Source organism: Amycolatopsis thermalba (assembly GCF_003385215.1).
In the GTDB taxonomy this organism is placed as follows: Bacteria; Actinomycetota; Actinomycetes; order Mycobacteriales; family Pseudonocardiaceae; genus Amycolatopsis_E; species Amycolatopsis_E thermalba.
In genome coordinates this window covers 20386-33419 of record NZ_PQHW01000014.1, presented here as the reverse complement: position 1 = coordinate 33419, position 13034 = coordinate 20386, and the positions used below count along the sequence as shown (strand labels likewise).

Annotated in this window: 16 protein-coding genes, 3 tRNA genes and 1 pseudogene; 3 read left to right on the top strand and 17 right to left on the bottom strand. The window is 69.0% G+C overall.

From position 1 onward, the window contains the following. Position 1: 1 nt before the first annotated feature. The 5 genes from D0D15_RS08690 to rplJ form a co-directional block, all read right to left on the bottom strand. Complete coding sequence (locus D0D15_RS08690; protein WP_094003882.1) at positions 2 to 841, bottom strand: MlaE family ABC transporter permease; 840 nt, start codon at positions 839 to 841, stop codon at positions 2 to 4. A 2-nt stretch (positions 842 to 843) separates the two neighbouring features. After that, positions 844 to 1638, bottom strand: a complete 795-nt coding sequence (locus D0D15_RS08685) for an MlaE family ABC transporter permease (protein WP_162830531.1) — start codon at positions 1636 to 1638, stop codon at positions 844 to 846. Beyond that, positions 1635 to 2807, bottom strand: coding sequence for an ABC transporter ATP-binding protein (locus D0D15_RS08680; RefSeq protein ID WP_094003881.1), 1173 nt, complete (start codon positions 2805 to 2807; stop codon positions 1635 to 1637). Before D0D15_RS08680 ends, D0D15_RS08685 begins: the two co-directional genes overlap by 4 nt. Before the next feature lie 187 nt (positions 2808 to 2994). Next, on the bottom strand, positions 2995 to 3387 hold the full coding sequence (gene rplL / locus D0D15_RS08675) for a 50S ribosomal protein L7/L12 (protein ID WP_115944359.1): 393 nt from the start codon (positions 3385 to 3387) through the stop codon (positions 2995 to 2997). Between the two features lie 44 nt (positions 3388 to 3431). Next, positions 3432 to 3968 (bottom strand): 50S ribosomal protein L10, encoded by a 537-nt coding sequence (gene rplJ, locus D0D15_RS08670; RefSeq protein ID WP_094003879.1) that lies wholly within the window; start codon positions 3966 to 3968, stop codon positions 3432 to 3434. Between the two features lie 293 nt (positions 3969 to 4261). On the opposite strand from rplJ, the gene D0D15_RS08665 reads away from it, so the two are divergent. Next, positions 4262 to 5149, top strand: a complete 888-nt coding sequence (locus D0D15_RS08665; RefSeq protein ID WP_244214940.1) for a hypothetical protein — start codon at positions 4262 to 4264, stop codon at positions 5147 to 5149. 53 nt (positions 5150 to 5202) lie between these two features. Here D0D15_RS08665 and rplA read toward each other — a convergent pair whose 3' ends face one another. The 5 genes and pseudogenes from rplA to D0D15_RS08640 form a co-directional block, all read right to left on the bottom strand. After that, complete coding sequence (rplA, locus tag D0D15_RS08660) at positions 5203 to 5922, bottom strand: 50S ribosomal protein L1 (protein WP_094003878.1); 720 nt, start codon at positions 5920 to 5922, stop codon at positions 5203 to 5205. Positions 5923 to 6000: 78 nt separating this feature from the next. After that, positions 6001 to 6534 (bottom strand): annotated as a pseudogene (rplK, locus tag D0D15_RS08655) (50S ribosomal protein L11). 77 nt (positions 6535 to 6611) lie between these two features. Then, positions 6612 to 7454 (bottom strand): transcription termination/antitermination protein NusG, encoded by an 843-nt coding sequence (gene nusG, locus D0D15_RS08650; RefSeq protein WP_115944358.1) that lies wholly within the window; start codon positions 7452 to 7454, stop codon positions 6612 to 6614. A 55-nt stretch (positions 7455 to 7509) separates the two neighbouring features. After that, positions 7510 to 7956 carry a preprotein translocase subunit SecE gene (gene secE, locus D0D15_RS08645; RefSeq protein WP_094003875.1) on the bottom strand — a complete coding sequence of 149 codons (447 nt, stop codon included), beginning with the start codon at positions 7954 to 7956 and terminating at the stop codon, positions 7510 to 7512. A 27-nt stretch (positions 7957 to 7983) separates the two neighbouring features. After that, positions 7984 to 8056, bottom strand: a tRNA-Trp gene (locus D0D15_RS08640). Between the two features lie 179 nt (positions 8057 to 8235). Between D0D15_RS08640 and D0D15_RS08635 the strand changes: the two genes are divergently transcribed. After that, entirely contained in the window at positions 8236 to 9462 is a 1227-nt protein-coding gene (locus D0D15_RS08635; protein ID WP_094003874.1) for a pyridoxal phosphate-dependent aminotransferase, read from the top strand. 76 nt (positions 9463 to 9538) lie between these two features. Beyond that, a complete protein-coding gene (locus tag D0D15_RS08630; protein ID WP_115944357.1) occupies positions 9539 to 10444 on the top strand; it encodes an SGNH/GDSL hydrolase family protein in 906 nt (301 codons plus the stop codon). Positions 10445 to 10741: 297 nt separating this feature from the next. Here D0D15_RS08630 and D0D15_RS08625 read toward each other — a convergent pair whose 3' ends face one another. The 7 genes from D0D15_RS08625 to D0D15_RS08595 form a co-directional block, all read right to left on the bottom strand. Continuing rightward, positions 10742 to 11041, bottom strand: coding sequence for a type II toxin-antitoxin system PemK/MazF family toxin (locus D0D15_RS08625; RefSeq protein ID WP_094003872.1), 300 nt, complete (start codon positions 11039 to 11041; stop codon positions 10742 to 10744). Beyond that, the gene (locus D0D15_RS08620; RefSeq protein WP_094003871.1) at positions 11041 to 11268 is read right to left on the bottom strand and encodes a ribbon-helix-helix domain-containing protein; all 228 of its coding nucleotides are present in this window, start codon (positions 11266 to 11268) and stop codon (positions 11041 to 11043) included. Before D0D15_RS08620 ends, D0D15_RS08625 begins: the two co-directional genes overlap by 1 nt. A 35-nt stretch (positions 11269 to 11303) precedes the next feature. Further along, a complete protein-coding gene (locus D0D15_RS08615; protein ID WP_094003870.1) occupies positions 11304 to 11699 on the bottom strand; it encodes a MaoC family dehydratase in 396 nt (131 codons plus the stop codon). After that, entirely contained in the window at positions 11699 to 12148 is a 450-nt protein-coding gene (locus D0D15_RS08610; RefSeq protein WP_094003869.1) for a MaoC family dehydratase N-terminal domain-containing protein, read from the bottom strand. Before D0D15_RS08610 ends, D0D15_RS08615 begins: the two co-directional genes overlap by 1 nt. Positions 12149 to 12489: 341 nt before the next feature. Next, on the bottom strand, positions 12490 to 12654 hold the full coding sequence (gene rpmG / locus D0D15_RS08605; RefSeq protein WP_005453176.1) for a 50S ribosomal protein L33: 165 nt from the start codon (positions 12652 to 12654) through the stop codon (positions 12490 to 12492). A 176-nt stretch (positions 12655 to 12830) separates the two neighbouring features. Then, positions 12831 to 12903, bottom strand: a tRNA-Met gene (locus D0D15_RS08600). A gap of 53 nt (positions 12904 to 12956) precedes the next feature. Continuing rightward, a tRNA-Thr gene (locus tag D0D15_RS08595) sits at positions 12957 to 13029 on the bottom strand. Between the last annotated feature and the right edge of the window lie 5 nt (positions 13030 to 13034).

Genomic DNA, 13034 nt, shown 5'->3' with positions numbered 1-13034 from the left:
CTCACCCCGCGATCCGGACCGTCACCGAGGTTCCCCAGATGGCGAACCCGATGAAGAAGTTGATGATGGCGACCGTGACGATGCTCAGCCGCACCGCGCGGCCCACCGCCACACCCACGCCGGCCGGGCCGCCGGAGGCGCGGTACCCGAAGTAGCAGTGGGTCAGGATGATCACGACGCTGAATATCAGCACCTTGATGAACGAGTAGAAGACGTCTTCGGGAGGTAGGAACAGGTTGAAGTAGTGGTCGTACGTGCCCGCCGACTGCCCGTAGATGTAGATGACCACCAGCCGCGACGCCAGGTAGGACGACAGCAGGCCGATCACGTACAGCGGGATGACCGCGACGAACCCGGCGATGATCCGGGTGGTCACCAGGTACGGCAGGCTCGGCACGCCCATCACCTCGAGCGCGTCGATCTCCTCGGAGATCCGCATCGCGCCCAGCTGGGCGGTGAACCCGGCGCCGACGGTCGCCGACAACGCCAGCCCGGCGACCAGCGGCGCGATCTCGCGGGTGTTGAAGAACGCCGTCAGGAACCCGGTGAACGCCGACGTGCCGATCGAGTTCAGGGCCGAGTAGCCCTGCAGGCCGACCAGCACACCGGTGAACAGGGTCAGGCCGATCATCACGCCGACCGTGCCGCCGATGACCGCCAGCGAACCGGAGCCGAAGCTCACCTCCGCCAGCAGCCGCAGGACCTCCTTGGTGTAGCGGCGCAGCGTGCGCGGCGTCCACGCCAGCGCACGGGCGTAGAACGACATCTGGTCGCCGAAGTTGTCCAGGATCTCCAGTGGACGGGTGGCGATCCGCTTCGCCGTCTGACCGATGCTCGCCATGATCAGCTCAGCTTTCCGGGGACGATCTGCAGGTAGATGAGCGTGATCACGAAGTTCACGACGAACAGCAGCAGGAACGTGATGACGACGGACTGGTTCACCGCGTCACCCACGCCCTTCGGGCCGCCGGCGGGGTTCAGCCCGCGGTAGGCGGCGACCACGGCCGCGATGAAGCCGAAGATGAGCGCCTTGATCTCGCCGACCCACAGGTCGGGCAGCTGCGCCAGCGCCGAGAAGCTCGCCAGGTACGCGCCCGGCGTGCCGCCCTGCAGCACGACGTTGAAGAAGTAGCCGCCGAGCACGCCGATGACGCTGACCATGCCGTTGAGCAGCAACGCGACGAGCATCGACGCCAGCACGCGCGGCACGATCAGCCGCTGCACCGCGGAGACGCCGAGCACCTCCATCGCGTCGATCTCCTCGCGGATGGTGCGCGCGCCGATGTCCGCGCAGATCGCGCTGCCGCCGGCGCCCGCGACGAGCAGCGCGGTCACCAGCGGAGCGGCCTGCTGCACGGTCGCGAGCACGCTGCCGGCACCGGTGTAGGACTGCGCGCCGAGCTGACGCGCGAGCGACCCGAACTGCAGCGAGATGACCGCGCCGAACGGGATCGCGACGAGGGCCGTGGGCAGGATCGTGACGCTCGCGATGAACCACGACTGCTGGATGAACTCCCGCAACTGGAACGGCCGCTGGAAGAACCCGCGGATGATGTCCAGCCCGAGGGCGAACAACTTCCCGGTCTCACGCAGCATTCCGAGTCCGGGAACCTTGGCCGGGGAGGCCGTCGAGCTCATGCCTCACCGGCCCCCGGGCCACGCAGCCGGTCGGTGGTCTCGGTTCTGGACCAGCCCGACTGCGGCATGTGGGCGATTTCCTCCTGCGGCAGCTGCCCCTGGTGCTGCGTCGGCAGCGGCTGGGTCGGGGCGGCGTGCCTGCTGCCGGTGTGCACCGCGCGGCGCGGCGTGACGCCGTAGTGGCGCTGCTCCTCCGGCGACAGGGACTCGATGATCCCCTCCTGCGCCGCGGGCGGGAGCGTGTGCAGGATCTTCATGACCCGGTCCTTGCGGCGGATCGCGCCCTGCCGGGTCGGCACGCCCGGGGTCGGCTGCATCTGGGCCGGGATGCCGGTGACGTCCTCGACACCGCCGGCGTGGTGGCCGGCCTCGAACATGGCGCGCTCGGCGGCCATCTGGGCGGTGTCCTTCTCCTCGGACATACCGATCGGGCCGTCCATGCGGCCGTTCAGGAACTGCTTGACGACCGGCTCCTCGCTGGTCAGCAGCACCTCGCGGGGGCCGAACATGACCAGCTCCTTGCGGAACAGCATGCCCAGGTTGTCCGGCACCGTGCGGGCCAGGTTGATGTTGTGCGTGACGATCAGGAACGTGGCGTCGATCTGCGCGTTCACGTCGATGAACAGCTGCGAGATGTAGGTGGTGCGGACCGGGTCCAGACCGGAGTCCGGCTCGTCGACCAGGATGATCTCCGGGTCCAGCACCAGCGCCCGGGCCAGGCCGGCGCGCTTGCGCATCCCGCCCGAAATCTCGCCGGGCAGCTTCTTTTCGGCACCGGCCAGACCGGTCATCTCGAGCTTTTCCAGGACGATCCGGCGGATCTCGGTCTCGGATTTCTTGGTGTGCTCGCGCAGCGGGAAGGCGACGTTGTCGTAGAGGTTCATCGACCCGAACAGCGCGCCGTCCTGGAACAGGACACCGAACAATTTTCGCGTTTCGTACAGCTTGTGCTCGCTGCACCGCACGATGTCCACGCCGTTGATGACGCACTTGCCCCGGTCGGGCTTGAGCAGCCCGATCATGGACTTCAGGAACACCGACTTACCGGTGCCCGACGGGCCCAGCATGACCGACACCTCGCCCGGAGGCAGTGTCAAGGTCACGTCCCGCCAAATGCTCTGCCGCCCGAAGGACTTGGTCAGACCCTCGATGACCACCTCGGCACCCATCGAACCTCCCGCAGCTCCGACGCCGTGGATCAACACCCTGGCACACGCCTGCCCGGCGTCAACAGGGTGCAACGAGTCAAGTCCCGGGCAGGTTACTCATGAGTTTTGCAAGCCACAATCCAGGTGATCCGAAAAAGGCGGGCCACCGTGGAGGTGACCCGCCTTTTTCGAGATGCGAAATTCGCGACTACTTGACGCTGACCTTGGCGCCGGCAGCCTCGAGCTTCTCCTTGGCCGCGTTGGCGGCGTCCTTGTCGACCTTCTCCAGGAGCGGCTTCGGGGCGCCCTCGACGAGCTCCTTGGCCTCCTTCAGGCCCAGACCGGAGACGACCTCGCGGACGACCTTGATGACCTGGATCTTCTTGTCGCCGGCACCCTCGAGGATGACGTCGAACTCGTCCTTCTCCTCCTCGGCCGGGGCGCCCGCGGCGGCGGCACCCGGGGCGGCCGCGCCGGCGGCGACCGGGGCGGCGGCGGTGACGTCGAAGGTCTCCTCGAACTTCTTCACGAAGTCCGAGAGCTCCAGCAGGGTCAGCTCCTTGAACGCGTCGAGCAGTTCGTCGGTGCTCAGCTTCGCCATGATGGCGTTCCTTTCCTAACGGGTGGTACGGGGTGGGTGGTACGTCAGCTCTCGGCGGGTGCCTCGTCGCCCTGCTGCTTGTCGGCCAGGGCCTGCGCGAGGCGGGCGACCTGGGACGCCGGGGCCTGGAACAGTGCCGCGGCCTGGGACAGCTTGGCCTTGAACGCGCCTGCCGCCTTGGCGAGGAGAACCTCGCGGCTGTCGAGGTCGGCGATCTGGTTGACCTCGTCGACGGACAGCGGGCGGCCGTCCATGTAGCCGCCCTTGATGACCAGGGCGGCGTTGTCCTTGGCGAAGTTCTTCAGGGCCTTCGCGGCGTCGACCGGCTCACCCTGCACGAAGGCGATCGCGGTCGGGCCGACGAAGAGGTCCTGGAGACCCTCGATGCCGGCCTCTTCCGCGGCCCGCTGCACGAGGGTGTTCTTCGCAACCCGGTACTTGGCACTGGTGCCGAGAGCGCGGCGCAGCTGGGACAGCTGGGACACGGAGAGGCCGTTGTACTGCGTGACGACGGTGGCCGAGCTGTTGCGGAAGTGGTCCGCGATCTCGGCGACGGCCGCCACCTTGTCCGGCTTCGCCATGGGTCGCCTCCTCTCTTGGCTGGTGTGACCGCCTTGTGCGAGGAGTCCCGGGAAGAAGAAAACGCCCACGCGCAGCAAGCACGGGGCGTCATCGGCGCACACGGGTGCACCGGCCTCGTTCTTCCTGCGCGGGCCGCCCCTTCTGCTCGGGGCACTTCGCTTCACGCCTGACGGCGTGAAGAACCAGCGGTCTTCGGTAGAACCGTCGTCCATCGTACCTGGTGGTTTTCGTGCCCGGCGCGGGGGCCGGTTTGCGCGGTGCGTGATGACTCGGCCACCACACGGCAGGCATCATGGGGCGCGTGGTGGAGCAGCGACCAGGCCAGCAGCCCGACGAGCCGTCCCGGGACCCGGAGCCCAGCGGTTCCGCGGTCGAACCCGCGCAGCCGCGGCTGGATCCGGAGCAGCTGCGGCAGTTCCAGCAGTTCCAGCAGTTCCAGGACTTCCTCCGCTACACGGAGGCCCAGCGGCAGGGCAACGGCCAGCTGGTGCCCACGCAGAACGCCCCGGTGCAAAGCGCGCCCGGCTACGGCCCACCGACGCAGCCCGGCCCCGGCGGCCCGCCGGTGCGGCCGCCTCCGCCGTACGGCCAGCTCCAGCCCGGCCCGAAGATCAGGGCGCCGAAGTGGGCGAAGCGCCTGGCGGGGAAGCTGCTGTCCGCCCTGCTGTTCCTGATCGTCCTGCTGGTGGCCGGCAAGCTGGCGTACAACCACTTCTTCCCCACCGACGACGAAGACAAGCCGGCCTCGGAAACCGGTGGCGGGCAGTGGCGCACGAACAAGATCTTCTCCACCCAGCCGTACGAGGCGGTCCGCACGGTCTACGCCCAGATCGCGCAGAACCGGCCCGATCTCGCGTGCGGCTCGTTCGACATCCCGATCCAGCAGAAGTTCGCGGAAGACCTCGGGTACGCCGACTGCCAGCAGGCGGTGTTCGCACTGAAAGCCCAGGTCACCAATGTCAACAACTACGCCGAGTCGATCCCCAGCTCGGTCTCCGAGCCTCCACCCGGCGATACCCTGACGATCGACTCGTGCCGGTTCCCCATCCAGGGCGGACCCGCCCTCGGGACGTTCACCGTGCAGCGCGTGGAGAAGGGGCAATGGCTCATCACCGGCCACGAGCCGGGGCCCGTGACCTGTCCGGTGCCGAGCACCGCGGCCACTCCCACCAGCCGATAACGCGAAACGGGCCCCAGCGCAGCAGCGCCGGGGCCCGTTCACGTCACTGACCGTCAGGCGGTCGCTTCCTCCGCGAGGAGGTTGCGCGTCCGGGCCGGGTCGACCGGGATGCCGCGTCCCATGGTGGTCGAGACGACCACCTTCTTGATGTAGCGGCCCTTCGCGGCGGACGGCTTCGCCCGGAGGATCTCGTCCAGGGCGGCCGCGTAGTTCTCCACCAGCTTCTCGGCGTCGAACGACGACTTGCCGATCACCAGGTGCAGGTTGGCCTGCTTGTCGACGCGGAAGTCGATCTTGCCGCCCTTGATCTCGGTGACCGCCTTCGCCACGTCGGGCGTCACGGTGCCGCTCTTCGGGTTCGGCATCAGGCCACGCGGGCCCAGGATGCGGGCGATGCGCCCGACCTTCGCCATCTGGTCCGGCGTCGCGACAGCGGCGTCGAAGTCGAGCCAGCCACCCTGGATTCGCTCGATCAGGTCGTCGCTGCCGACGGCGTCCGCACCGGCGGCCTCGGCCTGCGCGGCCTTGTCGCCGACGGCGAACGCGATGACGCGGACGGTCTTACCGGTACCGTGCGGCAGGTTCACGGTGCCGCGGACCATCTGGTCGGCCTTGCGGGGGTCGACGCCGAGGCGCATCGCGACCTCGACCGTCTCGTCCATCTTGGACTTGGAGAGCTCCTTCGCCAGCTTCACGGCCTCCAGCGGCGCGTACAGCCGCGTGCGGTCGACCTGCTCAGCGGTCTGGCGGAAAGCCTTGCTGCGCTTTGCCATGTCTGTCCTTAGCTAGAAAGTGGATCAGTTGTGGTGACGAGCCAGCGCCTGGCTCTCCCACGACGAGCCCGAGGGCTCTTACTCGACCGTGATGCCCATCGACCGAGCGGTACCGGCGATCATGCTTTTGATCGACACTGTGCGGCCTGCTCGATGTCGTTGGCGTTCGCGGTGCGGGAATTACTCGACCGTGATGCCCATCGACCGGGCGGTACCGGCGATGATCTTCGCCGCCTGCTCGACGTCGTTGGCGTTCAGGTCCGACTTCTTGGTCTCGGCGATCTCGCGCACCTGGTCCCAGGTCACCTTGGCGACCTTGGTCTTGTGCGGCTCGGCCGAGCCCTTGTCGATGCCCGCGGCCTTCAGCAGCAGCTTCGCGGCCGGCGGCGTCTTCAGCTTGAAGTCGAACGACCGGTCTTCGTACACGGAGATCTCGACCGGCACCACGTTGCCGCGCTGCGACTCGGTCGCGGCGTTGTAGGCCTTGCAGAACTCCATGATGTTGACGCCGTGCTGACCCAGCGCGGGGCCGACCGGCGGAGCCGGGTTCGCGGCACCCGCCTGAATCTGCAGCTTGATGATCGCTGCAAGCTTCTTCTTCTTGGGTGGCATTCCTAGTTCCTATTCAGTACCGAGTACCCCGCGCGCCTGCCTGCGCGCGAGGGCCAACGATCCAGTGTACTGGGTCGTCAGATCTTGGAGACCTGGGTGAACGACAACTCGACCGGCGTCTCGCGGCCGAAGATCGACACCAGGACCTTCAACTTCTGCGCGTCCGCGTTGACCTCGCTGATCGTCGCGGGCAGCGTCGCGAACGGGCCGTCCATGACGGTGACCGACTCGCCCACCTCGAAGTCGACCTCGACCGCGGGCGCGCCCAGGGCGGCCTCCGCCGTCGCGGCCTCGCCCTTGGCCTTCGCCGGGGCGGCCTTCTCGACCTGCGGGGCCAGGAACTTCACCACGTCGTCGACGGTCAGCGGCGACGGCTTGGAGGTGGCGCCCACGAACCCGGTGACGCCGGGGGTGTTGCGCACCGCGCTCCAGGACGCGTCGTTGAGCTCCATCCGGACCAGGATGTAGCCGGGCAGCACCTTCTCCTGAACGACCTTGCGCTGGCCGTTCTTGATCTGGGTGACCTCCTTGGTGGGCACCTCGATCTGGAAGATGTAGTCCTCGACGTCCAGCGTCTGGGTACGGGTCTCGAGGTTGTTCTTGACCTTGTTCTCGTAGCCCGCGTAGGAGTGCACGACGTACCAGTCGCCCGGCAGCGAGCGCAGCTCCTTGCGCAGCTTCTCCACCGGGTCCTCGTCGTCGTCCTCGGCCGGAGCGGCCTCGGCGGCCGGCTCGTCCTCGACGGTCTCGTCCTCGGCAGCGGTCTCGGCGGGCTCGGCGTCGAGTTCGGCGACCGCGCCGTCGGCGTCCTGGTCGGACTGCGCAGCCTCGGACCGGGCGGCCTCGTCCTCAGCCCCGGTGGCCGCCTCGACCGGCTCGTCGTACTCGTCGCCGGCTGCGACGCCGTTCTCGGAGGTCACGTTCCGTCCTCTCACTTGATCGCTTGTCGTGTCCGTGCCGGCCCCGCAGACGCGCTCAGCCGAACAGCCAGAACACGCCCTTGCGGAACGCGAAGTCCAGCAACGAGACCAGCGCGACCATGAAGGCCACGAAGACCAGCACGACCGTGGTGTAGGTGACCATCTGCTTGCGCGTCGGCCAGATGACCTTGCGCAGCTCGGCCCACACCTCGCGGATGAACCGCACCAGCCTCGCGAACAGGGACGGCTTCTTGTCCTTGCGGGTCCGCTTCGGGGTCGCGCGACCCTTCCTGACCTCACCGGCCTTGGCCGCGCCGTCGGCGGAGGGGCTGACCGAAGCCTTGCCCGACGGACGGGCCTTGTCGCCGTCCTTGGCCGCCTTGCCGGCAGGGCGCGCGGAGGCGCGACGTTCGCGCCGCGCCGCGGCCGTGACCGGACGGGCAGCCCGCTTGGGCTCCTGCTCCTGGCCCTTGCCGCCGGCGTCGTTGTCGCTCACGACCACTCCTCCGCTAAGGCACCTACATCGACGCAGGGGTGACAGGACTTGAACCTGCAACCTGCGGTTTTGGAGACCGCTGCTCTGCCAATTGAGCTACACCCCTTCGAGCAATCGAGCCGCTCGCTGGACGCCCTTGACCCTCCCCGCATGCCCTGCGGGGTCAAGCGCCGGACGTTCCAAGTTCGGAAGTCTACGGCAAGCCCTTCGCGGGCCCGCAACCGAGGGGCCGCGAAGGGCCTCCCGCGTGCTTCTGGACACACCGGACGTGCGACGATGTGGGTCATGAGCGCACCCGCAACCGTCACCACTGGCTCCCGCATCTCGGCCCGCATCGCCGGCATCACGCCGTCGGCCACCCTCGCCGTCGACGCGAAGGCGAAGGAGCTGAAGGCGCAGGGCCGCCCGGTGATCGGCTTCGGTGCGGGGCAGCCGGACTTCCCCACCCCCGACTACGTCGTCGAGGCGGCCGCGAAGGCCGTCCACGACCGGGCCAACCACGGGTACACCGCGGCCGGCGGCCTGCCCGAGCTGAAGGAGGCCATCGCGGCGAAGACGCTGCGGGACTCCGGCTTCACCATCGAGCCCAGCCAGGTGCTGGTCACCAACGGCGGCAAGCAGGCCGTCTACTCCGCGTTCGCCACGCTGTGCGACCCGGGCGACGAGGTCCTGCTGCTGGCGCCGTACTGGACCACCTACCCCGAGTCGATCAAGCTGGCCGGCGGCGTGCCGGTGCAGGTCACCGCCGACGAGTCGACCGGGTACCGGGTCACCGTCGAGCAGCTGGAGGCCGCGCGCACCGACCGCACGAAGGTGCTGCTGTTCAACTCGCCGTCCAACCCGACCGGCGCGGTCTACACCCGGGAGCAGATCGAGGCCATCGGCAAGTGGGCCTACGAGCACGGCATCTGGGTGATCACCGACGAGATCTACGAGCACCTGACCTACGACGGCGCCGAGAACCACTCGATGCCGGTCGTGGTGCCCGAGCTGGCCGACCAGACGCTGATCCTCAACGGCGTCGCGAAGACCTACTCGATGACCGGCTGGCGGGTCGGCTGGATCGCCGGCCCCAAGGACGTGATCAAGGCCGCGACCGGCTACCAGTCGCACCTGTGCGGCAACGTGTCGAACATCGCGCAGCGGGCCGCGCTGGCCGCCATCGCGGGGCCGCTGGACGTGGTCGCCGAGATGCGCGCCGCGTTCGACGCGCGCCGGAAGAAGATCGTCTCGCTGCTGTCGGAGATCCCGGGCGTGACCTGCCCGACGCCGGAGGGCGCGTTCTACGCGTACCCGTCGTTCAAGGAGCTCCTGGGCAAGGAGATCCGCGGCGAGAAGCCGTCCGACACGCTGGAGCTGGCCGACCTGATGCTGCGCGAGGCCGACGTGGCCGCGGTGCCGGGTGAGGCGTTCGGGACGCCGGGCTACTTCCGGTTCTCCTACGCGCTGGCCGAGTCCGATCTGGTGGAGGGCGTGCAGCGGATCGCCGCCCTGCTGTCCGAGGCGAAGTAACCCGATCCGGTTACCCGAAGCGCCACTTCCGCATGCCGGAAGTGGCGCTTCGGCGTTTTCGGGGTAGCCGGAGCGGGTGGGGAAGAAGGTACTGATCGGGGTGGTGGTGGCCGCGCTCGTGGGCGCGGTGACGGCCGGTGTCGTGTACTGGCGCGGCGACCGGGGCGAATCGGCCGAGCCGCCGAAACCGCCGGGCTCGGTGATCGGCCCGGGCACCGGCCGGTACGTCGCGCTGGGCGACTCCTACACGTCGGCGCCGCGCATCGGGGCGCCCGCGGGCACGTCGCCGGGCTGCGCGCGCTCGAACAACAACTACCCGCACCTCGTCGCCGCCGAGCTGCGGCCGGTGTCGTTCGCCGACGTGAGCTGCGGCGGGGCGACCACCCAGCACCTGACCGAGCCGCAGACCACGCCGGACGGGGTCAACCCGCCGCAGCTGGACGCGGTCACCCCCGACACGACGCTGGTCACGCTCGGGATGGGCGGCAACGACGTCGGGCTGGTGAGCCTCGCGCGGGACTGCCTGACGACCAACCGGACGGTGTCGCTGTGCAAGCCGCGGCTGACCGCGGGCGGACGGGACCAGCTGGCGGAGCGGATCGCCGCGACGGCGCCGAAGATCCGCGCCGCGCTGACCGAGATCCACCAGCGGGCGCCGCGGGCGCGGGTGATCGTGGTCGGGTACCCGACGGCGCTGCCGGACGGGAACGGGTGCTGGCCGTTCCTGCCCATCGGGCCGGAGGACGTGGCCTACCTGCGGACGTCGCTGGCGCGGCTGAACACGATGCTGGCCACCGAAGCCAAGGCGAACCAGGCGGGGTACGCGGACACGGCGACGCCGTCCAAGGGGAAGGACATGTGCGCCAAGGCGCGGGTGAAGTGGGTCGAGGACGTGGTGCCGTCCTCACCGGCGATGGAGCTGCACCCCAACGCGGTCGGGGAGCGCGGGATGGCCGACGTGGTGCTGGAGCTGGTGGATTGACGCGGTGGGCACGTCGCCGGGGTTCGTGCGGCTCCAGGGATCAAGGGATGTCCTCGCCGGACGGGCAGGCTCCGGGATGACCAAGGGGTGCCTCGTCTCACCTTGGCGAGGTGGTCGCTGTGTGGTCATCCCGTCGCCTTCCGGTTTGTGCATATCACTTTGAGCCAGGCCCGCAAGGTTGCGTTGTCGGGCGGCGGTTGGCGGCCTGGGTTGCGGGCCTGGCTCAAAGTGATCGTTGCGTGTCAGGCGACGGGATGACCACCCAGCTCGGGTTGGTTCAAAGCCGCGCTGTGCGCGCTACTCCAGGTCGAAGGCCAGGCGGATCGCTTCCGTCAGCTCGTGCTCCTGGTCCGGCATCAGGTAGCCGATCTGCTTGCCCAGCGCGGACTTCCGGATGGTCTGGATGTTGTCGCAGCTCACGACGCTGTCGTGGGACAGGCCGTTGCGGCTGCCCACCCGCACCTCGGTGGACAGGCCGCGGATCGTGCTCGTGATCGGCGCGATCGTGACGCGCGTCAGGTGCGGGCGGATCAGCTCCCGCGTCAGCACCAGCACCGGCCGCACCTTGTCGAGCCGGGCCGTGTGGATCGGGCGCATCAGTCCAGGTCGTCCAACGGGGCGGCGTGCTCCTCGATCCCGGCGAGATCGTCCGGCACGCCGCCCGTCAGCAGGGCGATGTCGCGTTCCGCGATCAGCCGGCGGCGTTCCCGCTCCAGGGCGCGGAACACCAGCTCGGCGCGGCTCGCGGCGCCGCCCTCCTCCACCACGTGGTCGATGAAGGACACCAGGTCGTCCGGGAGACGAACGGCGATCTGCTTCGTCATACCACTACGGTACCAGTTTGGGATGCAACCTGTCGTCAGTGGACGACGGCCTGGGCCTTCCCGAGCACCGTCTTGCCGTCGAACTTCGCCGTGATGTCCACGCGCGCCGAGCCGTCCTCGCGGACCTCGGCGACCTTGCCGGTGAACTCGACGTCCGCACCCTCCGGCGAGACCACGACCGGCCGAGTGAAGCGCACGCTGTACTCGACCAGCTTCCCCGGGTCGCCGAGCCAGTCCGTCACGAGCCGGCCGCCCAGGGCCATGGTCAGCATCCCGTGCGCGATCACGTCCGGGAGCCCGACCTCCTTGGCGAACCGCTCGTTCCAGTGGATCGGGTTGAAGTCCAGTGACGCGCCCGCGTACCGGACCAGCTGGTCGCGTGTGACGTGCACCTGCAGCGGCGGCAGCTCGGTGCCCTTCTCGTACGCCATCAGGCCCCCTCTCCCCGCACGACGAGCTGCGCCCGCGTCGTGCACACCAGCTGACCGTCGGCGTCGACGACCTCGCCGCGCACGGTGAGGAAGTCGTTGCCGGCGCGGGCCATGATGTCCTCGACCGTCGTGGTGATGCGGAGCCGGTCGCCCGCGTGCACCGGGCGCGTGTAGCTGAACGCCTGGTCGCCGTGCACCATCCGGCTGTAGTCCAGCCCGAGTTCGGGGTCCTCGGCGATCGCGTTGATCGCGTCGAGGTTGATCACCGTGAGGAAGGTGGGCGGCGCGATGACGTCCGGGTAGCCGGCCGCGCGGGCCGCCTCCGCGTCGGTGTAGAGCGGGTTGGCGTCGCCGATCGCGGCGGCGAACTCGCGGATCTTCTCGCGGCCGACTTCGTACGTGGAGTCCGGCGGATACGTCCGCCCGACGAACGAGGGGTCCAAAGGCACCCGCGCAGCCTACCTACCGGGCGAGCGCGCACAGAGCCCGTCTGGCGGCCTCGCCGAGCGGGTGGCACAGCTCGGACGGCGTGACGTCCGCCGGTGACTGGCTCGGCCGCTGCCGCGCCGTCCGGGACGGCGTAGGCGCAGGTTGACCAGCCGGGATGACATGCCGGCGGGGCGGCGCTCGGCTACCTCGCGGAACGGCCCGTGATCCCGGCGTGGGCAGCCCGGGCCGCGGTCGGGGTCGACGTGGTGGCCGGGATCACGATCCTGGCGAGGGGCCCGGAAAGCACGAAGGCCGCTCCGGGGGGACCGGGGCGGCCTTCGTCGAAACCTGGGTGCTGGCGTCAGCGGGTTTCCTTGTGAACCCGGTGCGTACCGCAGTTCGGGCAGAACTTCTTCATCTCCAGGCGATCCGGGTCGTTGCGCCGGTTCTTCTTGGTGATGTAGTTGCGGTGCTTGCAGACCTCGCACGCCAGCGTGATCTTCGGTCGCACGTCGGTGGCAGCCACAGCAAAGCCTTTCTCTACACAACGAACCCCCCACCGGCGACCTCAACCTGCCAGGTCACCCGACGTGGGGGTCCAGGGGGCTTGCCCCCTGGCGGGGGTCCGGGGGTCCGACCCCCGATGCAATGGCGAAGCGGACTCGGCTCACGCAGTCTGTGAGCATAGCTCGCCCATCCGCGTAGCGGTGGCCGGACTTGAACCGGCGACACAGCGATTATGAGCCGCTTGCTCTACCGACTGAGCTACACCGCCTTGACCGGCCGTCAGGCTCCCCCGCCGAAGCGAGGGCGTCCTGCTGACCACCGAGCCCCAATACGGAATCGAACCGTAGACCTTCTCCTTACCATGGAGACGCTCTGCCGACTGAGCTATTGGGGCGAGTT

Coding starts and splice junctions, on each gene's coding strand:
- rplA (WP_094003878.1), bottom strand. CDS start 5,922: ATGGCAAAGCGCAGCAAGGCTTTCCGCCAGACCGCTGAGCAGGTCGAC.
- D0D15_RS08685 (WP_162830531.1), bottom strand. CDS start 1,638: ATGAGCTCGACGGCCTCCCCGGCCAAGGTTCCCGGACTCGGAATGCTG.
- D0D15_RS08620 (WP_094003871.1), bottom strand. CDS start 11,268: ATGACGAAGCAGATCGCCGTTCGTCTCCCGGACGACCTGGTGTCCTTC.
- D0D15_RS08680 (WP_094003881.1), bottom strand. CDS start 2,807: ATGGGTGCCGAGGTGGTCATCGAGGGTCTGACCAAGTCCTTCGGGCGG.
- D0D15_RS08690 (WP_094003882.1), bottom strand. CDS start 841: ATGGCGAGCATCGGTCAGACGGCGAAGCGGATCGCCACCCGTCCACTG.
- D0D15_RS08615 (WP_094003870.1), bottom strand. CDS start 11,699: ATGGCGTACGAGAAGGGCACCGAGCTGCCGCCGCTGCAGGTGCACGTC.
- D0D15_RS08665 (WP_244214940.1), top strand. CDS start 4,262: ATGGGGCGCGTGGTGGAGCAGCGACCAGGCCAGCAGCCCGACGAGCCG.
- rplJ (WP_094003879.1), bottom strand. CDS start 3,968: ATGGCGAAGCCGGACAAGGTGGCGGCCGTCGCCGAGATCGCGGACCAC.
- D0D15_RS08625 (WP_094003872.1), bottom strand. CDS start 11,041: ATGCGCCCGATCCACACGGCCCGGCTCGACAAGGTGCGGCCGGTGCTG.
- rplL (WP_115944359.1), bottom strand. CDS start 3,387: ATGGCGAAGCTGAGCACCGACGAACTGCTCGACGCGTTCAAGGAGCTG.
- D0D15_RS08635 (WP_094003874.1), top strand. CDS start 8,236: ATGAGCGCACCCGCAACCGTCACCACTGGCTCCCGCATCTCGGCCCGC.